A 21,560-nucleotide genomic window follows, 5' to 3' on the forward strand; every position below is an offset into this window, starting at 1 on the left:
CACGGCTACATCGAAGGATGCAGTCGCACGTCGTCACCGGTGACGACGCCCCGGTGCGCCGCGCACGGAAGCCTGGAGGGGACCCGAAGGAGGAGTGCCGTGATCGTCACGCTGATCGTGCTGTGCGAGGCCGCGTTCTGGGTGCTGCTGGCCGTGGGACTCGGACTGCGGTACGTCGCGCGGATGCCCCGGCTGGGCGCCGCCGTGCTGCTGTGCGAGCCGCTGCTGGAGGTGGTCCTGCTGGTGGTGACCGCCGTCGACCTGAGGAACGGTGCCGCTCCCGACTGGAAGCACGGCCTGGCCGCCGTCTACATCGGTTTCACCGTCGGTCTCGGCCACTCCACCGTCACGTGGGTGGACGCCCGGGTCGCCCACCGCTTCGCGGGCGGCCCGCCGCCGGTACGGCCGCCCAAGTACGGCAGGGCCCGGGCCGTCCACGAGTGGCGCACGGCGGGCCGCTGGATCCTGGCCTGCGTGACGGCGCTGGCCCTGCTCGAGGCGGCCGCACGGTACGTCGGCGCGGACGGCGGCACGGGGTCCCTGCGGATGTGGCAGCAGAAGATGCTCTGGGTGATCGGCGTCAACCTCGTCATCGCCGGGAGCTACACGCTCTTCCCCAAACGGGATCCCGGGAAGGACCGGGTGGGGGCGGGCCGCTGATCAGCGCTCGCCGCCCGGCACCCACAGGACGTCGCCGAGTTCCTTGTTCGCCGTCCTGGCGAGGATGAACAGGAGGTCGGAGAGGCGGTTGAGGTAGGTGGCGGTCAGCGCGTTCATCACGTCGCCGTGCACCTCCAGCGCCGCCCAGGTGGACCGCTCGGCCCGGCGGACGACCGTGCAGGCCTGGTGCAGCAGCGCGGCCCCGGGAGTACCGCCCGGAAGGATGAAGCTCCGCAGCTTCTCCAGCTCCTCCAGGAAGGTGTCGCAGTCCGCCTCCAGCTTGTCGACGTAGGACTGCTCGACCCGCAGCGGCGGGTACTTCGGGTCCGGGACCACCGGGGTGGACAGGTCCGCGCCCACGTCGAACAGGTCGTTCTGGACGCGGACGAGGACCTTGACGACGTCCTCGGCCAGACCGCCGAGCGCGATCGCCGTACCGATGACGGCGTTGGCCTCGTTGGCGTCCGCGTACGCCGCGATCCGCAGATCGGTCTTGGCGGTGCGGCTCATGTCGCCGAGGGCGGTGGTGCCCTGGTCGCCGGTACGGGTGTAGATGCGCGTCAGATTGACCATGGGCCCACCCTAATGAGCCCTCAGGTCCCCGCGCTGCGGAAGGCGCGTGTGCCGGCCGTCACGCCCGGCAGCGCGTAGCCCCACCGCGACCAGGGCCCCGCACGGTGGTGTGCGGGGCGAGGCCACCGGACTGGACGACGTCACCGCACTTCTCACGCACCGAGCCGGGTCCCTCATCGGTTCGCACCCGGCGACGGTGGCGGGCCGCCGGTGGGAGCGAGCCGCGCGGTGGGCATCCGCGGGGTGGCGGTGGGAGCGAGCCGTGTGGTGGGCATCCGCGGGGTGGCGGTTCTGCCCGCGCCGTCGGGTCCGAGCAGGCCGATGACCTCGCCCGCCCGGACCGTCAGGTCGACGGACGGCACGGCCCGGACCGCAGCCGGGGCATCGTCGACCGGCTGCGCGCCACGTCCCGGGCCCGTGACGCGGACGAGTCCGCCGCCGAGGCCGCGCCGGTGACCGGACCGCGATCCTGGTGGCCGGTCAGCTCTCCTGGGCGCACGGCACTCTCATGGGGTGCACCGGCTGCGAGACGGTCGCCGGCCGCAAGCCCGCGGAGGTGTCCAGGGAGGCGCTCGACCTGCTCGACGGCGTCGGGGGCCTCCTCGGCGACAAGGTCCTCAACTACGGGCGCCGATCGCACCGGTGACGTCGGACGGTGTGATGTCCGTCATGTGAGACGTGACGCGCATCTCTTCACGGCCCCAGGGCGCCTCACGGGTACTAACCTCCGGCGGAGAGTCAAGTGCAGGAACCGACCGATGAGAACGCATAGGGGTGCCAACGTGGCCAGGAAGCTCGCCGTCATCGGCGCCGGACTCATGGGGTCCGGTATCGCGCAGGTCTCCGCCCAGGCGGGCTGGGACGTCGTGCTGCGCGACGTCACCGACGAGGCCCTGAGCCGCGGGCGCGGCGGCATCGAGGCCAGCTACGGCAAGTTCGTCGCCAAGGGCAGGATGGAGGCCGCCGACGCCGAGGCCGCGCTGGGCCGGATCACCACGACCACCGACCTCGACGCCGTGGCCGACGCGGACCTCGTCGTGGAGGCCGTGTTCGAGAAGCTCGAGGTCAAGCACGAGATCTTCCGCGCCCTCGACAAGATCGTCCGCCCGGAGGCCGTCCTCGCCTCCAACACCTCCGCGATCCCGATCACCAAGATCGCGGCCGTGACGGAGCGTCCGGAGCGCGTCGTCGGTGTGCACTTCTTCTCGCCCGTGCCGATGATGCAGCTGGTCGAGCTGGTGCGCGGCTACAAGACCAGCGACGAAACCCTCGCCACCGCGCGGGAGTTCGCCGAGTCGGTCGGCAAGACCTGCATCGTCGTCAACCGTGACGTCGCGGGCTTCGTCACCACCCGGCTGATCTCGGCGCTCGTCGTCGAGGCCGCCAAGCTGTACGAGTCGGGCGTCGCCACGGCCGAGGACATCGACACCGCCTGCAAGCTCGGCTTCGGCCACGCCATGGGCCCCTTGGCGACGGCGGACCTGACCGGTGTCGACATCCTGCTGCACGCGACGGGCAACATCTACACCGAGTCGCAGGACGAGAAGTTCGCCGCTCCTGAGCTGATGCGCCGGATGGTCGACGCAGGTGACATCGGCCGCAAGAGCGGGCAGGGCTTCTACACCTACTGATCGTTTCCGGCCCCCCGGCTGCCTGACAGCTCGTCAGGCAGCCCCATGGGGCCCGGGATCCGGTGCCGGGCGCACCACGATCCACTGGTACAGGGCGAACCCCTGTCACCCCTCAGGGTGAATTCGGTATCGGTTCGCTTACAGACGGCAACTTCCCTGTCGCCGTGGCCGTCAGTTGTGGCAGAGACAGTGGAGAACCAGACAGACCGACCATGCTGCGGAGTACTTCCGGGGAGCGCATATGCACATCAGGGGCGACCACGCCGAACTGGCCGTCGGGGGCCGCCTCGACGTCCGAAGCGCGGCGGACGCCCGTACGGTCCTGCACTCGGCCGTCGACGACGGAGCCGGTGACCTCGTGCTGGACATGACCGAGCTGGACTCCTGGGACGCCACCGGACTCGGCGTCATCATGGGCGCGCACCGCAGAGCGGGCCGGGCCGGACGCCGGCTGGTGCTGCGCGGTGTGCCTCCGCAGATGCAGCGCCTCCTGGTGGCGACCCGGCTGCACCGCATTCTGGCCATCGAGGGCGGGATCGCCGCGGACTCCCTGCCACGTGTCTGAACGTCCGAAGATCGTGCGGTCGGGGACCACCCGCACAATCCTCACGAGACCGTGACGTCTTGGACGGCGCGGGCCCCCGCCGGTGCGGGGATACTGTGCGAAGGTTTAGGGTTCGGCCGTCTGCTACTGACGAACCCACTGGGCGGACACCGGACCGGAAGCGACAGCGGAGCGTGCGAGGCCGGAGGGGCAAACCGCGCGCCACGCGTCTGGGGGCTTTGACCATGGACCCGACCAACCGGGGACCGGAAGAGTACGGCCACGGCAACGACCGTATCGCCGAGGACGCCGTGCGGCGCCGGCAGTCACGCGAGCCGCTGACGCCCGACTTCGGGCTCCAGACACCGCAGCAGTCCCGCACGGTGCAGCTGATCACCGGCGACTTCCTGCTCACCGTCAACCCGGTCGACGGCAGCGAGATCGAGCCGTGCCCGCCCGGGATGCAGCCCGCCGCCCCCGTACGGCGCACCGCGGCCGAACGCGCCGAGCGCGAGCGCGCCACCGCCCCGCCCGTCCCGCCGGGCCCTCCCGGACCGCGACTGCCCCTGCTGGAACGCGAGGAGGAGCGCGAGCGGCTGGTACGGCTGCTGGCCCAGGGCCGCTCGGTACGGCTCACCGGTCCCGCCGGCTCCGGCCGTACGGCCCTGCTGAACGCCGTCGCCGCCGACTGCGCGGACCTGGCGCCCGACGGCGTCGTACGGCTCTCCGGCCACCGGCGCACCGCCAACGAGCTGCTGTACGGGCTCTTCGAGGCCGTACACCGCTCCCCGCTGTACCGCCCCGGCCGTGAGGAACTGGAGGCGCTCGTCCGCGGTATCGGCGCGGTCGTCGTCCTGGACGACCTGGAGCTGGGCGGCAGCGCGCTGGAGGAACTGCTCGACGCCACGCCGGAATGCGCCTTCCTGTTCGGCGCGGGTCCCGAGGTGGCCGCTCCGACCTCCGACTCCAACCTGGAGGAGGTCTTCCTCTCCGGTCTCGGCCGCGCCGCCTCGATCGAACTGCTGGAACACGTCGTGGAACGCACCCTCACCGACGAGGAGGCCAACTGGGCGGGCGACCTCTGGTTCGAGTCGCAGGGGCTGCCGCTCCGCTTCGTCCAGGCCGGTGCCCTGCTGCGCCAGCGGGACCAGCTGCGCACCGACCCCGAGGCCTTCGACGGCTACGAGGACGGCGACCAGGACGACCTGCCCTTCGGGCGGCCCGCGCCGGTCGACGTACCCCTGCCGAGCCTCGGCGAGGGCGCGGCACCGGCGGCGCTGCTGGGCTCCCGGATGACGGAGGCGGCCCGGCAGACCCTGCGGTTCGCCGTCGCGCTCGGCGGCGAGGTGCCGCACCAGGCGCATCTGCCGGCGCTGGTGGGGGACACGCACGCCGACGCCGCCCTGGGCGAACTGTTCGTGTGCGGCCTGCTCTCCCCGGCCGGGCCCCGTTACCGGCTGGCGGCCGGTGTCCTGGCCCAGCTGGAGGCGAGCGGATACGGCGAGGAGGCGGACACCTTCGCCCGCAACGCCGCCCAGCACTACGCCTGGTGGGCGGGCCACCCGTCCGTCACCCCGGAGCGGGCCGTCGCCGAGGCGGACGCCGTGCTCGCCGCGCTGACGCACCTCGTGCCGGGCGGTGACCACGCGGGAACGGCCAGCGCCGCCGTGCTGCTGGCCCGCAGCGCCGCTCCGGCCTTCGCGGCGGGGATGCGGTGGGGCGCCTGGGAGAAGGCCCTCAGGATCGGCCAGGAGGCCGCCCGGATCGCCGGTGAGGTCGCCGAGGAGGCCTACTTCCACCACGAGTTGGGCGTGCTCGCGCTCTGCGCCGGGAACCTGGACCGCGCCCGGGCCGAGCTGGAGGTCTCCATCGGCATGCGCGGCGCGCTCGCCGACAAGCCCGGGGCGGTGGCGGGCCGCAGGGCCCTCGCCCTCGTCACCGACCGGTCAGGCCTGCCCCTGCCGGTGGCCGGGCGCACCCCGTCCGGCGAGGAGGTGCCGGCCGCCCGACACGAGGAGTCGCTGTCGCCGTCCGGTGTGCCCGGCCCGCCCGCGGTGGGGCCGGTGTTCGCCGCCCGCCCGGCCGAGGAACCCTCGACGCTGATCGCGCCCCGGGCCGTCGCGCCCGCCGCCAAGGCCACGGGCGCCTCCGCGGCCCGGATCGGTGTGCTCCGGGGGGCACGGCGCAATCTCGTCGCCGTCGGCGCCGGCGCACTGCTGGCAGCCGTGCTGGGCACGGTGGTGACCCTGGGGGCGACCTCGGGCGGCGAGGACCCGGAGGGCAAGAACGTCACGACCGAGCAGTCGGCGGACGAGGACGACGGCGAGAGCGGGCTCCCGGAGGACGAGCCGGGAGACGAGGACACGGCGGACGACGTCACGTCCGGCTCCAGGGCCCCCTCCACGGACTCCTCGGGCACCGCGAGCCCGTCCGACAGCGGGACGCCGTCCCCGAGCGCCTCGGAGCCCGGGACGAGCCCCTCGTCGGACGACGCGACGAGCGGCAGCCCCAGCGACCGGCCGACGTCCGGCGACCCCTCGCCGAGCAGGACACCGACGAAGTCCACATCGCCCACCCCGACGACGGCCGAGCCGACCGATCCCACGACCGAGCCGACCCCCGATCCGACGGAGACCACCCCGACGACCCCTCCGAGCGGACCCGAGTCCTCGAACTCGGCGAGCGGCCCCGCGGAGTCGGCGACCGCGACGGCGTCGGCGACGAGCGACGGCCCGGCGCCGGACGGGACGTCCGACACCACCCCGACCACGCTCGCCTGACCGCGGGCGCAGGGCCCCGCGCACAGGCGGGGCCCTGCGGACCCGCCGGTGGCCCGAGGGGACAAGGGCCGGTTCACGGCCCCCGGAAGGCGCCCGCACGGTGAAGCGCTCGGACCGACCGAGCAGGCCCGACGGCGCACCGGGCCCCGACGGGCCCCGCCGGGCCCGCCCTCAGAACAGCCGGAGCTTGTCGTCCTCGATGCCCCGCATCGCGTCGTAGTCCAGGACCAGGCACCCGATCCCGCGGTCCGTCGCCAGCACACGGGCCTGCGGCTTGATCTCCTGGGCCGCGAACACGCCTCGTACCGGCGCCAGATGGGGATCGCGGTTCAGCAGCTCCAGATAACGGGTCAGCTGCTCCACACCGTCGATGTCGCCCCGGCGCTTCAGCTCGACGGCCACCGTCGCCCCGTCCGCGTCCCGGCACAGGATGTCGACCGGGCCGATCGCGGTGGGGTACTCGCGGCGGATCAGGGTGTAGCCCTCGCCGATCGTCTCGATGCGGTCGGCGAGCAACTCCTGGAGGTGCGCCTCCACCCCGTCCTTGATGAGACCCGGGTCCACACCCAGCTCGTGCGACGAGTCATGAAGGATTTCCTCCATGGTGATGATCAATTTTTCGCCCGCCTTGTTCACCACGGTCCAGACGCCCTCGCTGCCGTCCGCACCCTCCTTCAGGGTGCACGGCGGCGACATCCAGTTGAGCGGTTTGTACGCCCGGTCGTCGGCGTGGATCGAGACGCTGCCGTCCGCCTTCACCAGGATCAGGCGGGGCGCGGAGGGCAGGTGGGCAGTGAGCCGGCCCGCATAGTCGACGGAGCAACGGGCGATGACGAGACGCATGGTCGGCAACGCTACTCGACAAGGGTCGCTCGACGCGATTTCCCTGCCCCCGTCCCGTACACCTCTTGACGGCTGCGGTTCTGGCTTGCCCCTCTTTGCGACTGTTCGTTGTTGGCCGGTTGTGTTCCCAATCTCCTGGTGCGGCCCGGACTGCGCGCTTACCGTGGAAGCAGGAGGTCGCCGCCTGTGTACGCAGCGTCGCCGTCCTCCTTCCCTGCCCGTAAGGCCCCGGCCACCTGCCGGGGTCGCGAGAGGAGAACCCATGTCGCTCGACGTCTCACCGGCCCTGTTGGAACAGGCCGAGCGAGGCGAGGTCGACGAAGCCGACTTCGTCGACTGCGTCCGGACCTCCCTGCCCTACGCATGGGAGATGATCAGCTCCCTGGTGGCCCAGCTGAAGGTGGACGGCGGACAGTTCGCCGACAACCAGACGCCGCCGCCGGACGAGCAGGCACGTGGTCAGCTGCTGCGCGCGCTCGCGAGTGATGCGATACGCGGCGCGCTCCAGCGGCACTTCGGAGTGCGCCTGGCATTCCAGAACTGCCACCGCGTCGCGGTGTTCCCGCTGGACGCCTCGGTCGACGAGCGGCTCGCCAAATTCACCTCGGTGAGAGGCCAGCTGCTCAACCAGTCGCCCGAACTACGGGACTGCTGAACGCCTCAGCTGCCGCTTCGGGCCGCGGGAGGTGCAACTGGCTCCGGGGCGGCAGCGCTCGTACCACCGCACCACGCTCGTACCACCGCATCACGCTCGTACCACCGCGCCACGCTCGTACCACCGCGCCACGCTCGTACCACCGCGCCACGCTCGTACCACCGCGCCACCAGGACCGCACACGCGCATGTACGGATCACTTCAGCAACGGCAGCACGTCCGTGCCCAGCCGTCGCACGTTCTCCTCCGTCGCGGCGAGGTCGCCCGACCCCTCGACCAGGAGCGCGAAGCGGGTGATGCCCGTCCGCTCCGCCGTGGCCGCGAGCCGGTCGGCGGCCAGCCTGGGCGGCCCCACCGGATGCAGACCGCACAAATACTCCGTGTACGCGACCGGGTCACGCATCACCCGGTGCCGACCGTCGACCGTCACATGCGCGTCCAGCCCCTGCCGCAGCCAGCCCGGCATGGCCTTCACCAAGGTCTCCACGGCGTCGTCGGCACGGTCGGCGACCTGAGCCACCCCCGCGGACACATGTGCGACGTGCTCCACGACGTCGGCCGGCTGACCGGCCTCCCGGGCGGCCGAGCGCCACAGCGCGGCCATGTCGGCCTTCTCCTCGTCGCCGCAATGCATCCCGAGCAGCATCGGCAAACCCCTTTCAGCGGCGAGTTTCACGCTTTTTGGCGACGTGCACGCAACGATCACCTCGGGGCCCGCAGGGCCGTCGCCGAGGAGTTCGTCGGCACGCGGCACCACCGCCACCTCACGGAAGCCGAACCGCTTCCCGCGCCCCGCGACCCGGGGTTCGCGCAGCCACTCCAGAAGCAGCTCCAGCGACTCGGGGAACCCCTTCTCGTACGCCTCCAGGCCGCTCTGGAACACCTCCAGATCGACCCACGGCCCTCCGCGCCCCACCCCGAGGGTGAAGCGGCCGCCGCTGGTCAGGTGCAGCAGGGCCGCCTGCTCCCCGAGCGTGACCGGGTGCTGGGTGGGCAGCACGCTCACCGCCGTGCCCACCCGGATCCGGCGGGTGCGGCCGAGCAGCAGCCCGGCCAGGGTCACCGCGGACGGGCAGACCCCGTACGGCACGAAATGATGCTCGGCCAGCCAGACCGTGTCGAGCCCGGCCTCCTCCGCGACCTCCGCGGACCGGACGGCCCGGTGCAGGGCCTCGCCCTGTCCCTGACCCGGAAACTGTGCTGCCAGTACGAACGTTCCCACGCGCATCGCCTGTTACCTCCTTGCGGCCGACGCGGCTCTCCCCCTACCGGCAACAACGTCTGACACGTGCCAAAGGCACGGTCCACGGCGAAGTTGTTGCGATTTTCCGGTAACCCACCCGTCCGCACCCGTCGCACCCGTCACGCGGGCACCGGACAGCGGTGTCGATGGCTCTAGGCTTGAGCGACCAGTCCGTACCGCCCTGTGAGGTGTTCCGTGTCCCCGCGCCGCAACCGCCCCCGAGGCGGCGACAGTCCCACCGGCAACGCACGCGAGGCGTTCGGGCGGTACGGCGGGGACGGGCTCACCGAGAGCTGGCAGGGCGAGGAGTGGTCGGTACGCCTGCTCAGCGGTGCGAGCGCTGCGGGCAAGCGCTACCGCTGCCCCGGCTGCGACCAGGAGATCCCCTCCGGGATGCCCCACCTGGTCGCCTGGCCGGAGTACGGCGGGGTCGACGACCGCAGGCACTGGCACAAGGCCTGCTGGAACGCGAAGGACCGCCGCACCACGAAGGTGCAGCGGTCCCGGAACGCGCCGCGCCACTGAGGCGGGCGGCGCCTCAGACGTCCCGCCGGTCCTGCGAGGCCAGGGCCGCGCCCATGGCCACGGCGGTCACGCAGGTGAGGATGAGCACGGAGTCCCAGCCGGAGGGCCCCGACAGGGTGATCGGCGTGTCGTACAGCGAGGCCAGCTGGCTCGGGATCGAGTACTCGAACAGGACCTGGCGCACCGAGTCGAGCGTGTCCGTGAACATGAACATCGCCAGCACCAGCGGCAGCAGGACCACGCCGATCATGATCGTGATCGCCCCGGCCGAGTGCCGGACGACGGCGCCGAGCGCCAGCGCCAGCAGCCCGAGCAGCGCGACGTAGAGCCCCACGCCGACCGTGGCGCCCAGCCACTCGCCGGCGGTCGGCGTACCCCCGTCCAGGATCGCGGTCTGCAGCACCCCGACGACCCCGGCGGTCACCGTGGTGACGGTGAAGGAGAGCAGGAAGAAGACGATCGACTTCGCGATCAGCACCCGGGACCTGCTGGGGCAGACCGCCAGCGTCGTGCGGATCAGGCCGGTGCCGTACTCGGAGGCGATCGTCAGGACGCCCAGGGTGATCACGCAGATCGAACCGAGCAGCACACCGAAGAACCCGAGGCTGAGCACCGGCTCGTCCTGGAGGTCGGCGTCCGCGGCACGGATGGCGACGGCGGTGAGCAGGCCCACCCCCAGCAGCAGCAGGACCATCACACCGAGCGTCCACACCGTGGAGCGCACGGAACGGATCTTCGTCCACTCCGACGCGACGGCGTCACCGAGTCCGGGCGTGCGGACAGGGGCCGAAGGGGCCTGCTCCCCGTCCCGGCCGGGTGAGCGGTCCGGGTACGGGGGAGGCGGCGGGGCCGCCGGGGTCGTCATCGGGATTCCTCGCTGGTCTCACGCTCGGTCGGGTGCGGGGAAGGGGCCGGGGCGGCCGGGCTCCGCCCGGGCGGCGGCGGCGCGTACCAGCCCCGCTGCGGAAGCTCCGGGGGCTGCGCGAGCCCGGAGTCCGGGGGGAGCTCGTAAGGGGGCGGCGGGGGCACGAGCCCTTCCTTGGCGTCCGCCGTCGAGCGGTAGTCCACGGCCCCCTGCGTCATCCGCATGTACGCCTCCTCCAGCGAGGCCTGGTGCGGTGAGAGCTGCCAGAGCCGGACGCCGGCCCCGTGCGCCAGATCGCTGATCCGGGGCAACGGCAGCCCGGTGACCCGCAGGGCCCCGTCGGGTTCGGGCATGACCCGCCCGCCCGCCTCGGTGAGCGCGGCCGTCAGCTTCTCCCGCTGCTCGGGCTCCGGGGGGACACGCACCCGGGCGAAGTCCGCGGAATTGGCCGAGATGAAGTCCTTCACGCTCATGTCGGACAGCAGCTGCCCGCGCCCGATCACGATCAGGTGGTCGGCGGTGAGCGCCATCTCGCTCATCAGGTGGCTGGAGACGAAGACCGTGCGCCCCTCGGAGGCGAGCTGCTTCATCAGGTTGCGCACCCAGTGGATGCCCTCGGGGTCGAGACCGTTGACCGGCTCGTCGAAGAGCAGGACCCGGGGGTCCCCGAGCAGCGCCGCCGCGATCCCGAGCCGCTGGCCCATGCCGAGCGAGAAGCCGCTGGACCGCCGCTTCGCGACGTCCTGGAGGCCGACGACCCCGAGCACCTCGTCCACCCGCGCCGTCGGGATCCCGGCCAGCTGGGCCAGGCTCAGCAGGTGGTTGCGGGCGCTCCGCCCGCCGTGCACGGCCTTGGCGTCGAGGAGGGCCCCCACCTGCCGCGGTGCGTTGGGAAGGCTGCGGAAGGGGTGCCCGCCGACCGTCACACGGCCGGCCGTCGGCCGGTCCAGGCCGACGATCATCCGCATGGTCGTGGACTTCCCCGACCCGTTGGGGCCGAGGAAACCCGTGACGGCCCCCGGCCGCACCTGGAAGGAGAGGTTGTCCACGGCCGTCTTGGCGCCGTAGCGCTTCGTCAGGCCTACCGCCTCGATCATTCTCCAGCCCTATCGAACGTCTGTGCCGTCGGGGCACAGGCCGCTCGGCCGCACGCCCCCGTCAGAGTTAGGAGGATAACCAGCGCGTCATGGTTCCGGCCAAGTCGCCGGGCGGCGGGACCACCGTGTACGGGGCGGTGTCAGGCGTCCCGCTTCCTCAGCACGAGGTAGCCGCCGGCCAGCGCCGCGATCACCCAGAGCGCCATGATGCCCAGCCCGGCCCACGGCCCGTACGGCGCGGGGTCGCTGTTCATCGCGTCGGGCACCACCTGCATGATCTTGGAGCCCGCCTGGTCCGGGAAGTAGCGGGCCACGGTCTTGGCGCCCGGCACCGCCGACAGGATCTGCGAGACCAGGAAGAAGAACGGCATCAGGATGCCGAGCGACAGCATGGAGCTGCGCAGCATGGTGGCGACGCCCATGGAGAAGATCGCGATCAGCCCCATGTAGACGCCTCCGCCGAAGACCGCGCGCAGCACGTTCTCCGCCCCGATGTCCGTACGGTGGTCGCCCAGCAGCGCCTGGCTCACGAAGAACGTCACGAAGCTGGTGGCGAGGCCGACCACCAGGGCCAGCGCACCGGCCACCGCGATCTTGCTGAACAGGAACGAGCCGCGCTGCGGCACGGCCGCCAGCGAGGTGCGGATCATGCCCGAGCTGTACTCCGTACCGACCACCAGGACGCCGAAGACGACCATGGCGAGCTGGCCCAGGGTCATGCCGGAGAAGCCGACGTAGGTGGCGTCGAACGTGGCGCGCTCGGCGGTGGGCAGGTCGTCGAACTGGCTGTTCAGCAACGCGCTGAGAGCCGCGCCCATGGCGACCGTGACGACGAACGCCGAGATCAGGGTCCAGGTGGTCGACGAGACCGTGCGGATCTTGGTCCATTCCGAGTTCAGGACCGCGGGTACCGATGCCATCGCTGTCACGCGCCCTTCGTAACGTCGCCGGAGCCGGAGCCGGGATCTGTCCGCCCGTCCCATTGATCGCCCCAGTGCGGGCCGACCGGCGGCGGCTGGGCCCCGTCCCGCTCGGAGTGCGCGTGGTACTCCACGGAGCCCGCCGTCATCTGCATGAAGGCGTCCTCCAGCGAAGCCCGCTGGGAGCTGAGCTCGTGCAGCACGATCCGGTGCTCCGCGGCCAGCTCGCCGATCCGCTCCGGCGCCACACCGTCGATCTCCAGCGCGCCCTCGCCCGAGGCGACGGCCTCGATCCCCGCCGCGTGCAGCAGGTCGCGCAGCCGCTCCTGCTCGGGTGAACGCACCCGCACAAAACTCCGGGAATTCTCGTGGATGAAGTCCGCCATGGAGGTGTCGGCCAGCAGCCGGCCCTGGCCGATCACGATCAGATGATCTGCGGTCAGAGCCATTTCACTCATCAGATGGGAGGAAACGAAGATCGTCCGCCCTTCCGCCGCGAGCGCCTTCATCAGATTGCGGATCCAGTGAATTCCCTCGGGGTCCAGACCGTTGACGGGCTCGTCGAACATCAGGATCTCGGGATCACCCAGGAGCGCCGCCGCGATTCCCAGTCGCTGCCCCATGCCGAGGGAGAACCCCTTCGACTTCTTCTTCGCCACCGCGCTGAGGCCGACGGTGTCGAGCACGTGGGAGACCCGGCTCGCCGGGATGCGGTTGCTCTGGGCCAGACACAGGAGGTTGTTGTACGCGCTGCGTCCGCCGTGCATCGACTTCGCGTCGAGCAGCGCGCCGATGTGCTTCAGGGGCTCCTGGAGCTCGTGGTAGTGCCTGCCGTCGATGCGCACCGAACCACTGGTCGGGTTGTCGAGGTCCAGCATCATGCGCATGGTGGTGGACTTGCCCGCGCCGTTGGGGCCCAGAAAGCCCGTCACCATCCCCGGTCTGACCCGGAATGACAGGTGGTCCACGGCAACCTTGTTGCCGAAGCGCTTGGTGAGGCCGTCCAGCTCGATCATGCGTTCACGCTAGATCGGCCGCGCGCCCGGCGCCACCACATAGGTGGAACCGGGCGCGTGAATTGGTTCGTACGGCCGCTGCGCGGGCGTCAGCGGGTCTGCTGGGCGGGGACCCCGCGGCTCGCGGACTCGTCCTCGACCGGGGAGCCGGCGGCGGCCACCGCGGCACCCGTCAGCGTCGCCAGCATCTCGCGGACGTTGGTCAGCTGGGCGTTGATCGAGTCGCGGCGGTTGGTGAGCGCCGCCAGCTCGCGCTCCGATTCGCTGCGGATCCGGTCGGCCTTGGCGTTCGCGTCGGCCACGATGTCCTCGGCCTGGCGCTGCGCGGTCTCCACCGTCTGACGGGCCCGGCGCTCGGCGTCCGTACGGAGCTTCTCGGCCTCCAGGCGGAGCTGCTCGGCACGGTGCTCGATCTCGGCCAGACGCTTCTCGGCCTTCGCCTGGCGGGACGCGAGGTCGCGCTCCGACTGCTCGCGGCGCTTGGCGAGGTTCGTCTCGAAGTCCGCGGCGGCCTGGGCGGCCTTGGCACGGGTCTCCTCGAAGAGGGCGTCGGCCTCCTCGCGCTTCTGCTGGGCGTCCCGCTGCGCCTCGGTGCGCAGGGCACCGGCCTCGCCCTTGGCCTTCTCGACGATGCGGACGCCCTCGTCCTCGGCCTTCGCCTTGCGCTCGGCGGCGAACGACTCGGCGTCGTTGCGCACCTGCTGGGCGGCGGACTCGGCCAGCTCGCGGTGCTGCTCGGCCGCGCGGCGGGCCTCCTCACGCAGGTCCTTCGCCTCCTCCTCGGCGAGGCGGAGGATCTTCTCGACGCGCGCGCCGAGCCCGGCGTACGACGGCTCGGCGTCGTTGACCTGGGCCTGGGCGTTCTGCGTCTCGAGGTGGAGTTCCTCGATGCGCTTCTCCAGGGAGGTGATGCGCGCGAGGGCACTGTCACGGTCGGCGACGAGCTTGGCAATGCGGTCGTCCACCTGACTGCGGTCGTACCCACGTCGCACGAAGTCGAAGCCGGAGGGGGAGGAAGGGTCGCTCATGGGGTTCCTGTCGAATGAGACCGGTGGGGTGTTAGGAGTCCTTGGAGGGAATCCTAGGGGCCTGGGCGGCGTGTCAGCATGAAGTTGCCGCTTTGATATGGAGAATGACACCCCTTTTGGGTGGCTGACCGCCGGACCGCTTGCCACCGCAGGGTTGAATGTTCATGCCGAACCGGCGGACCGGCTATCCGTCCGAAGCCTTCCCTCCTGATCGGTTGCCCGCCGCCGCGCCGGCCTTGACCCCCGTGCCGCCGCCCTGCGCCTTGCCCGTGCCCGCCGGTGACTCGAAGGACTCCAGCGCCTCGAGCACGTCCTGGACACGGGAGATCTCCGTGTTGATGTCCTCGCGTCTGCGCACCAGCAGATCCAGCTCGCGGCGCCCGTCGTCGACGATCTTCTTCGCCTCCGCCTCGGCGTCGGCGCGCAGCTTCTCGGCGACGCGGGTCAGCTCGGCCTTCTTGGTCTCGGCCTCCTTGAGGAGCGACTCGGCGCGCTTCACAGCGGCGATGCGCACCTTGCTCGCCTCCGAATTGGCGTCCGCGAGCAGCTCCTTGGCCTTCGCCTCGGCCTCGGCGCGCTGCTCGGTCGCCGCCTTCATCAGCTTGTCGACGCGCTCGCCCGCGGTCTTCATCTGCTCGGACGTCTCCCGGCGGGCACGCTCGTGCAGCTCCTCGACCTCGCTCTCGATGCGGGCCCGGAGCTCCTCCGCGCGCTCCCGGGTGGCGGTGGCGTCCCGGCGGGCGCCGACGAGCAGCTCGTCCGCGTCCGTACGGGCCCGCTCCACCAGGGAGTTGCCCTCGACGGTCGCCTCCGAGGTGATGCGCACCGCCTCGTTGCGGGCGGCCCCGACCATCGTGTCTGCCTGCTTCTCGGCCTCGGTGGCGGCGCGCAGCGCCTCCTCCTGGGCCTTGGCCACCAGCTGGTCGGCCTGCTCGGCGGCGTCGGCACGGCGCTTCGCCGCGGCCTCCCGCGCCTCGTCCAGCATCCGGTCCGCGTCCTGGCGTGCCTCGGCGCGCATCTGCTCGGCCGCCGACTCCGCGTCGGCGCGCATCCGCTCCGACTCCTCCCGGGTGCGGGCCGCGTGCTCCTGCGCGGAAGCCACGGTCTGCGCCGCCTCCGCGCGCAGCCGCTCGGCCTCGCCGGCCGCCTCGGCGGTGACCCGCTGGGCCTGTTCGGCGGCCTCGGTGCGCAGCCGCTCGCTCTCGCTCGTCGCTTCGGTGGTGACCCGCTGGGCCTGTTCGGCGGCCTCGGTGCGCAGCCGCTCGCTCTCGCTCGTCGCCTCGCCGACCAGCAGGTCGGCCTGGGCGGCCGCCTCGGAACGGATCCGGTTGGCGTCCTCCCGCGCCTCGGCGCGGGCCCGTGAGGCGTCGCGCTCGGCGGACGCCAGGGCGTCGGACGCCTCGGTGCGGACCCGCTGGCTGTACTCCGCGGCGTCCGAGCGCAGCTTCTCCGACTCGGTGATCGCCTCGGACACGGTCCGCTCGGCCAGGCCCTTGGCGGCCTCCGACTCCTCGTGCGCGACCTGGAGGATCCGGTCGGCGTCCTCGGTGGCCCGCTCCCGCTCGGCGTGGGCGTCGGAACGGACCCGGTCCGCCTCCGCCTCGGCCTCGGCCCTCGTACGCTCCGCGGAGTGCTCGGCGGCGGACCGCAGCCCGGCGATCTCCTCCTCGGCCTGCTCATGGAGCCCGGCAACCGCGTCGCGGACCTGCTGGGCGGTCTGCTCGGCCGTGGAGACCAGCTCCGTGGCGCGGCTCTCCGCCTCCTCGACCAGGCGCTGCGCCTCGGTCCCGGCCTCCTCGACCCGCTTACGGGCGGAGGCCAGCAGTTCCTCGCTCTGCTCGCGGGCCCGCTCACGCTCCTGCTCCGCCTCCGTACGCGCCGAGGACAGGGTCTCCTCGGCCTCGCGGCGACGCCGGTTGGCCTCCTCCTGGGCGGCGGCCAGGGCCTCCGCGGCCTCCGTGCCGACCCGCTCGGCGGCGGCCGCGGCCTCGGCGCGCAACCGGTCGGCGCTCTCCTGCGCCTCGGTCTTGAGCCGCTCCGCCTCGGTGGCCGCCTCGGTGCGCAGCCGTACGGCCACGGACTCGCCCTCGGCCCGGGACTGCGCGGCGTCCGAAGCCGCCTCGGTGCGCAGCCGTTCGACCTCGGTCTCGGCCTGCTCCTGGAGCGTGCGTACCCGCTCGGCGGCCTCCGTGCGCAGCCGCTCGGACTCCTCGGCCGTCTCGCGGCGGATCCGCTCCGCCTCCGTGCGCGCCTCGCCGAGCGTCTCCTCGGCCGCCGTGACCCGGCTCTCCGCCTCGGTGCGCAGCCGGGTCAGCTCGTCGGCCGCCTCCGCCTTGCGGGCCTCCACGGCCCGCTCGGTCTCCTCGCGCAGCGTCTCGGCCGCCGCCTCCGCCGCGGCCGTCACGGCGGCCGCCTGCTCCTCGGCGTCGGCGCGCACCTTCTCGGCCTCGGCGCGGCTGCGTTCCAGCGCCTCCTCGGCCTGCTTGCGCACCGCCGCGGCGCGCTCGGCCGCCTCGGCCTTGACCTTCTCGCTCTCGGCGCCCGCGGAGGTCCGCAGCTCCTCGGCGTCCGCCTTCGCCTTGGTCAGCAGCTCCTCGGCGGTGCGGGCACCCTCCTCCAGCTGCTGCACTGCCTCCCGGCGGGCCTCGCCACGGATGCGCTCGCCCTCGGCGACGGCCTCGGAGCGCAGCTGCTCCGCCTCGCCGCGCAGCCGCCGGGCCTCCTCCTGGAGTTCGACCGTCTTGGCCCGGTACTCCTTGGTGTCGTCCTTGGCCGCGCCCTTGAGCGTCTCGGCCTGTTCGGCGGCCTCGCCCCGCAGCCGGTCGGCCTCGGCCTCCGCCTCGCGGCGGATCCGGTCGGCCTCCTCGGCGGCCGCCTTGGTGGTGGACCTGGCGTCCTCGGAGGCCTTGGTGAGGACCTCCTCGGCGCTGCGGGCCGCCTTGGCGAGCTGGGCCGCGGCGTCCTCGGCGGCGACCGTACGGGCCTTCTCCGCCGCCTCGGTGACGAGCCGTTCGGCCTTCGCCCTGGCGTCGGCGAGCGCCTGCTCGGCCTCCTCCTTGAGCGTCTCGGCCTGCTGGGTGGCCTCGCCGACCAGCCGGGCGATCTCGGCCTTGGCCGTACGGGTGCGCTGCTCGTTCTGCGACTCGGCGCCGGCCAGCCGCTTGACCGCGGCCTCCTTCGCCTCGGCGACGACCTTCTCGGCCTCCAGCCGGGCCTCGCGCAGCCGGGTCTCGGCCTCCTGCGTGCGCTGCTCGGCGGCCCGGTTCAGCTCGGTGGTCCGCTGCCGGGTCTGATCGGTCTCGGCGGTGGCCGTCGAGCGCAGCCGCTCGGCGTGCGCGGCGGCCTCCTGGGCCTGGGTGGAGGCGGCCTCCAGCAGCCGCTCGGCGTCCCGGCGGGCCCGCAGCAGCGTGTTCTCGGCCTCGGCACGGGCCGCCTCCGCCTCGGAGTTGAGGCGCTGCCGGGTCTCCTCGGCGAGCCGGGCGGCCTCGGCGCGGGCGGCGGCCAGCGACTGCTCCGCCTCGTTGCGGGACTCGTCCAGCAGCCGACGGGCCTGGGACTCCGTGCGGGCGCGCAACTGCTCGGCCCAGGCGACGTTCTCGTTGACGTGCGACTCGACGGTCTGCCGGCGCTCCGCCAGTTCCTGGTCGAGCTGCTGGCGCCGCTGCACCGCCTCCGTGTGCAACTCCGCCTGGAGGCGGGCCTGGTGCTCGGCGTGCTCCTGGAGGATCCGCTGTGTCTGCGCCCTGGCCTCGCGCAACTCGCGCTCGGCGTCGGTGCGCATCTGGTCGGCCTGGGCCTGGGCGTTACGGAGCATCTGCTCGGCCTGGTAGCCGAGATCCGCGCTGTCGTGTGCCGGACGGTTGGCGAGATTGCGCCGCGCCTCGTGCAGCTTGGCGCGCAAGACCTCGACCTGGTAACCGAGGTCCTCGGCGTGCTGGACGGCCTTCTCCCGGTCGGTCTTCAGCCGGTCCATCTCGGCTTCGAACCGCGAGAGATGGTCGTCGTCAGCTCGGTGGCTCTGCTGGCTTTCGTAGCCCCGCACTGCGCGGTCCCATCCTTCCCCGAGCTCTCAACTTCTTCCCCAAGCTCTCAACTTCGTTCGAGCAGGGGATGCCCCACTGAGCAGGGGAGGCCCCAACCCTGGTCGCAACTCCACACGAGTACCGCTCGCCGGCGAACGGTCCCCCGGGGAATGGTGACAGATCAACGGCGAGGACGCGGCACGGCCCCGACCCGGCCCCGGCCCGGAACCGCCCACTCTACCGGGCCGGGAATCCTCAGGTCAGTGCTCGGCCCGGGACGTGACCAGTTCCGTCAGGACCCCGTGACAGTCCTTGGGGTGCAGGAAGGTGATCCGGGACCCCATGGAACCGGTCCTGGGCTCGTCGTACAGCACCCGGACCCCCTTCTCCCGGATGTCCGCGGCGTCCTGGTCCACGTCGGCCGTCCCGAACGCGATGTGGTGGACGCCCTCGCCGTTCTTCGCCAGCCACTTGCCCACCGCGGAGTCCTCCCGGGTCGGTTCCAGCAGCTGGAGGTACGAAGCCCCGCCGTCCGAGGTGCCGTTGATCTTGAGCATGGCCTCCCGGACGCCCTGCTCCTCGTTGACCTCGGAGTGGTACACCTCGAAGCCGTAGGTCGCGCGGTAGAACTCCACCGTCCTGTCCAGGTCGAAACAGGCGATTCCGATGTGGTCGATTCGCGTCAGCATGGAACCAGTGCAGCGCCTGGGGGTTGGTTACGCAACGTGCGCGCGATCACACCCACAGCCGGATGACGGGCGCCGTACCGCTCAGTACATTCGAGTAAACCCTCGTTCACTTCTCACCCTAGGGGCTGTGCCTCATGTCAGGAACGACCGGTACCACCTCAGTGATCGTCGCGGGCGCGCGTACGCCCATGGGCCGCCTCCTCGGCTCGCTGAAGAGCTTCTCCGGCGCCGACCTGGGAGGTGTGGCCATCAAGGCCGCGCTGGACCGGGCGGGCATCGGCGGGGACCAGGTGCAGTACGTGATCATGGGCCAGGTCCTCCAGGCCGGGGCGGGCCAGATCCCCGCGCGCCAGGCCGCGGTCAAGGCCGGTATCCCGATGAACGTCCCCGCGCTCACCGTCAACAAGGTCTGTCTGTCCGGGCTGGACGCGATCGCGCTCGCCGACCAGCTGATCCGGGCGGGCGAGTTCGACGTCGTGGTGGCCGGCGGCCAGGAGTCGATGACCAACGCCCCGCACCTCCTCCCGAAGTCCCGCGAGGGCCACAAGTACGGCGCGATCGAGATGCTCGACTCCATGGCGCACGACGGCCTGACCGACGCCTACGAGAACATCCCGATGGGTGAGTCCACCGAGAGGCACAACACCCGCCTCGGACTGGACCGGGCCGCCCAGGACGAGATCGGCGCCCTGTCGCACCAGCGGGCCGCCGCCGCCCAGAAGAACGGCCTCTTCGAGGCCGAGATCACCCCGGTCGAGATCCCGCAGCGCAAGGGCGATCCGGTCCTCTTCTCGAAGGACGAGGGCATCCGCCCCGAGACGACCGCGGAGTCCCTCGGCAAGCTGCGCCCGGCCTTCTCCAAGGACGGCACGATCACCGCGGGCACCTCCTCGCAGATCTCCGACGGCGCCGCGGCCGTGGTCGTGATGAGCAAGGCCAAGGCCGAGGAGCTGGGCCTGGAGTGGATCGCCGAGATCGGCGCCCACGGCAACGTCGCCGGGCCGGACAACTCGCTCCAGTCGCAGCCGTCGGGCGCCATCCGGCACGCCCTGGAGAAGGAGGGCATCGGCGTCGAGGACCTCGACCTGATCGAGATCAACGAGGCCTTCGCGGCCGTCGCCGTCCAGTCGATGAAGGACCTGGGCGTCACGTCTGAGAAGGTCAACGTCAACGGCGGCGCGATCGCGCTCGGCCACCCGATCGGCATGTCCGGCGCCCGTGTGGTGCTGCACCTGGCGCTGGAGCTGAGGCGGCGCGGCGGCGGCACCGGGGCGGCGGCGCTGTGCGGCGGCGGCGGTCAGGGCGACGCGTTGATCATCCGGGTCCCGGGCAAGTAGCGGACCCGACGAACGAGCGAGGAGACCGAGCGTGAAGGTGGACGTCCCGACCCTGGTCGAGCAGGCACGCCAGGGCAGGCCGCGTGCGGTGGCCCGGCTCATCTCCCTGGTGGAGGGGGCCTCGCCCCAGCTGCGTGAGGTGATGGCGGCCCTGGCACCGCTGGCGGGCCACGCGTACGTCGTCGGGCTGACCGGCTCCCCGGGTGTCGGCAAGTCCACCTCCACCTCGGCCCTGGTCTCCGCCTACCGCAAGGCCGGCAAGCGGGTCGGGGTGCTGGCCGTCGACCCGTCGTCGCCGTTCTCCGGGGGCGCGCTCCTCGGCGACCGGGTCCGGATGTCGGAGCACGCCTCCGACCCGGGCGTCTACATCCGCTCGATGGCCACCCGCGGTCACCTGGGCGGCCTCGCCTGGTCGGCGCCGCAGGCGATCCGGGTGCTGGACGCGGCGGGCTGCGACGTCGTCCTGGTGGAGACGGTGGGGGTCGGCCAGTCGGAGGTGGAGATCGCTTCCCAGGCCGACACCTCCGTGGTGCTGCTGGCCCCGGGCATGGGCGACGGCATCCAGGCGGCCAAGGCCGGGATCCTGGAGATCGGCGACGTGTACGTCGTCAACAAGGCCGACCGGGACGGCGCCGACGCCACCGCCCGCGAGCTCAACCACATGCTGGGCCTGGGCGAGGCCCGCGCCCCCGGTGACTGGCGGCCGCCGATCGTGAAGACGGTCGCCGCCCGGGGCGAGGGCGTCGACGAGGTGGTGGAGGCGCTGGAGAAGCACCGGGCGTGGATGGAGGAGCACGGCGTCCTGGTCGGGCGGCGCACCGCCCGTGCGGCCCGCGAGGTCGAGACGATCGCGGTCACGGCGCTCCGCGAGAAGATCGCCGACCTGCACGGCGACCGGCGTCTCGGCGCGCTCGCGGAGCGCATCACGGCGGGCACGCTCGACCCGTACGCGGCGGCCGACGAACTGGTGGCCGGGCTCACCGGGCGCCCGGCCGAGGCCTGACGGCTCCCGGGCGGCGTGCGGGCCGCCCGGGAGCCGTCAGACGGTGTGCGGCGTGGTCTGCCGCGAAACTGCCTCGGGGCCGTGCGGCCCACCGTGCACCCGCCCCGGGCCCTGCGGCCCGCGGTGAGC

Annotated in this window: 19 protein-coding genes and 1 pseudogene; 9 read left to right on the forward strand and 11 right to left on the reverse strand. The window is 72.4% G+C overall.

Annotated features, from left to right (window positions below):
- Nucleotides 1-99 precede the first annotated feature (99 nt).
- Complete coding sequence (locus SACTE_RS22720) at nucleotides 100-660, forward strand: hypothetical protein (protein WP_014048359.1); 561 nt, start codon at nucleotides 100-102, stop codon at nucleotides 658-660.
- On the opposite strand, the gene SACTE_RS22725 is transcribed toward SACTE_RS22720, so the two are convergent.
- On the reverse strand, nucleotides 661-1,233 hold the full coding sequence (locus SACTE_RS22725) for a cob(I)yrinic acid a,c-diamide adenosyltransferase (protein WP_014048360.1): 573 nt from the start codon (nucleotides 1,231-1,233) through the stop codon (nucleotides 661-663).
- Nucleotides 1,234-1,406: 173 nt separating this feature from the next.
- Nucleotides 1,407-1,595: a hypothetical protein gene (locus SACTE_RS22730; protein ID WP_019992344.1), complete on the reverse strand. Its 189-nt coding sequence runs from the start codon at nucleotides 1,593-1,595 to the stop codon at nucleotides 1,407-1,409.
- An 89-nt stretch (nucleotides 1,596-1,684) separates the two neighbouring features.
- Here SACTE_RS22730 and SACTE_RS33425 point away from each other — a divergent pair.
- From SACTE_RS33425 to SACTE_RS22745, 4 genes and pseudogenes are all read left to right on the forward strand, one after another.
- A pseudogene (locus tag SACTE_RS33425) lies at nucleotides 1,685-1,879 on the forward strand (TetR/AcrR family transcriptional regulator); the annotation flags it as partial.
- 136 nt (nucleotides 1,880-2,015) lie between these two features.
- Nucleotides 2,016-2,864 (forward strand): 3-hydroxyacyl-CoA dehydrogenase family protein, encoded by an 849-nt coding sequence (locus SACTE_RS22735; protein ID WP_019992342.1) that lies wholly within the window; start codon nucleotides 2,016-2,018, stop codon nucleotides 2,862-2,864.
- A gap of 241 nt (nucleotides 2,865-3,105) precedes the next feature.
- A complete protein-coding gene (locus SACTE_RS22740) occupies nucleotides 3,106-3,429 on the forward strand; it encodes an STAS domain-containing protein (RefSeq protein ID WP_014048362.1) in 324 nt (107 codons plus the stop codon).
- Nucleotides 3,430-3,653: 224 nt separating this feature from the next.
- The gene (locus SACTE_RS22745) at nucleotides 3,654-6,188 is read left to right on the forward strand and encodes an ATP-binding protein (protein WP_014048363.1); all 2,535 of its coding nucleotides are present in this window, start codon (nucleotides 3,654-3,656) and stop codon (nucleotides 6,186-6,188) included.
- A 171-nt stretch (nucleotides 6,189-6,359) separates the two neighbouring features.
- Here the strand turns inward: SACTE_RS22745 and nucS are convergent, their stop codons facing one another.
- The gene (gene nucS / locus SACTE_RS22750; RefSeq protein ID WP_014048364.1) at nucleotides 6,360-7,031 is read right to left on the reverse strand and encodes an endonuclease NucS; all 672 of its coding nucleotides are present in this window, start codon (nucleotides 7,029-7,031) and stop codon (nucleotides 6,360-6,362) included.
- 262 nt (nucleotides 7,032-7,293) lie between these two features.
- On the opposite strand from nucS, the gene SACTE_RS22755 reads away from it, so the two are divergent.
- On the forward strand, nucleotides 7,294-7,686 hold the full coding sequence (locus SACTE_RS22755; protein WP_014048365.1) for an SCO5389 family protein: 393 nt from the start codon (nucleotides 7,294-7,296) through the stop codon (nucleotides 7,684-7,686).
- Between the two features lie 196 nt (nucleotides 7,687-7,882).
- On the opposite strand, the gene SACTE_RS22760 is transcribed toward SACTE_RS22755, so the two are convergent.
- The gene (locus SACTE_RS22760; RefSeq protein ID WP_014048366.1) at nucleotides 7,883-8,914 is read right to left on the reverse strand and encodes an LLM class flavin-dependent oxidoreductase; all 1,032 of its coding nucleotides are present in this window, start codon (nucleotides 8,912-8,914) and stop codon (nucleotides 7,883-7,885) included.
- A 210-nt stretch (nucleotides 8,915-9,124) separates the two neighbouring features.
- Between SACTE_RS22760 and SACTE_RS22765 the strand changes: the two genes are divergently transcribed.
- A complete protein-coding gene (locus SACTE_RS22765; protein WP_014048367.1) occupies nucleotides 9,125-9,454 on the forward strand; it encodes a hypothetical protein in 330 nt (109 codons plus the stop codon).
- A 13-nt stretch (nucleotides 9,455-9,467) separates the two neighbouring features.
- Here the strand turns inward: SACTE_RS22765 and SACTE_RS22770 are convergent, their stop codons facing one another.
- The 7 genes from SACTE_RS22770 to mce all read right to left on the reverse strand — a co-directional run bounded on the left by SACTE_RS22770 (nucleotide 9,468) and on the right by mce (nucleotide 19,091).
- Nucleotides 9,468-10,319 (reverse strand): ABC transporter permease subunit, encoded by an 852-nt coding sequence (locus tag SACTE_RS22770; protein WP_014048368.1) that lies wholly within the window; start codon nucleotides 10,317-10,319, stop codon nucleotides 9,468-9,470.
- A complete protein-coding gene (locus tag SACTE_RS22775) occupies nucleotides 10,316-11,416 on the reverse strand; it encodes an ATP-binding cassette domain-containing protein (protein ID WP_014048369.1) in 1,101 nt (366 codons plus the stop codon). Before SACTE_RS22775 ends, SACTE_RS22770 begins: the two co-directional genes overlap by 4 nt.
- 140 nt (nucleotides 11,417-11,556) lie before the next feature.
- Nucleotides 11,557-12,336: an ABC transporter permease subunit gene (locus tag SACTE_RS22780; protein ID WP_014048370.1), complete on the reverse strand. Its 780-nt coding sequence runs from the start codon at nucleotides 12,334-12,336 to the stop codon at nucleotides 11,557-11,559.
- Nucleotides 12,337-12,341: 5 nt separating this feature from the next.
- A complete protein-coding gene (locus tag SACTE_RS22785; protein ID WP_014048371.1) occupies nucleotides 12,342-13,352 on the reverse strand; it encodes an ATP-binding cassette domain-containing protein in 1,011 nt (336 codons plus the stop codon).
- Between the two features lie 89 nt (nucleotides 13,353-13,441).
- A complete protein-coding gene (locus tag SACTE_RS22790) occupies nucleotides 13,442-14,380 on the reverse strand; it encodes a cellulose-binding protein (RefSeq protein WP_014048372.1) in 939 nt (312 codons plus the stop codon).
- A gap of 184 nt (nucleotides 14,381-14,564) precedes the next feature.
- A complete protein-coding gene (scy, locus tag SACTE_RS22795; RefSeq protein WP_014048373.1) occupies nucleotides 14,565-18,422 on the reverse strand; it encodes a polarized growth protein Scy in 3,858 nt (1,285 codons plus the stop codon).
- Between the two features lie 240 nt (nucleotides 18,423-18,662).
- A complete protein-coding gene (gene mce / locus SACTE_RS22800; protein WP_014048374.1) occupies nucleotides 18,663-19,091 on the reverse strand; it encodes a methylmalonyl-CoA epimerase in 429 nt (142 codons plus the stop codon).
- Nucleotides 19,092-19,225: 134 nt separating this feature from the next.
- Between mce and SACTE_RS22805 the strand changes: the two genes are divergently transcribed.
- Nucleotides 19,226-20,428 carry an acetyl-CoA C-acetyltransferase gene (locus SACTE_RS22805; protein ID WP_014048375.1) on the forward strand — a complete coding sequence of 401 codons (1,203 nt, stop codon included), beginning with the start codon at nucleotides 19,226-19,228 and terminating at the stop codon, nucleotides 20,426-20,428.
- 31 nt (nucleotides 20,429-20,459) lie between these two features.
- The gene (gene meaB, locus SACTE_RS22810; protein WP_014048376.1) at nucleotides 20,460-21,431 is read left to right on the forward strand and encodes a methylmalonyl Co-A mutase-associated GTPase MeaB; all 972 of its coding nucleotides are present in this window, start codon (nucleotides 20,460-20,462) and stop codon (nucleotides 21,429-21,431) included.
- The last annotated feature ends 129 nt before the right edge of the window (nucleotides 21,432-21,560 follow it).

It is taken from the genome of Streptomyces sp. SirexAA-E, assembly GCF_000177195.2.
Classification (GTDB): Bacteria; Actinomycetota; Actinomycetes; order Streptomycetales; family Streptomycetaceae; genus Streptomyces; species Streptomyces flavovirens.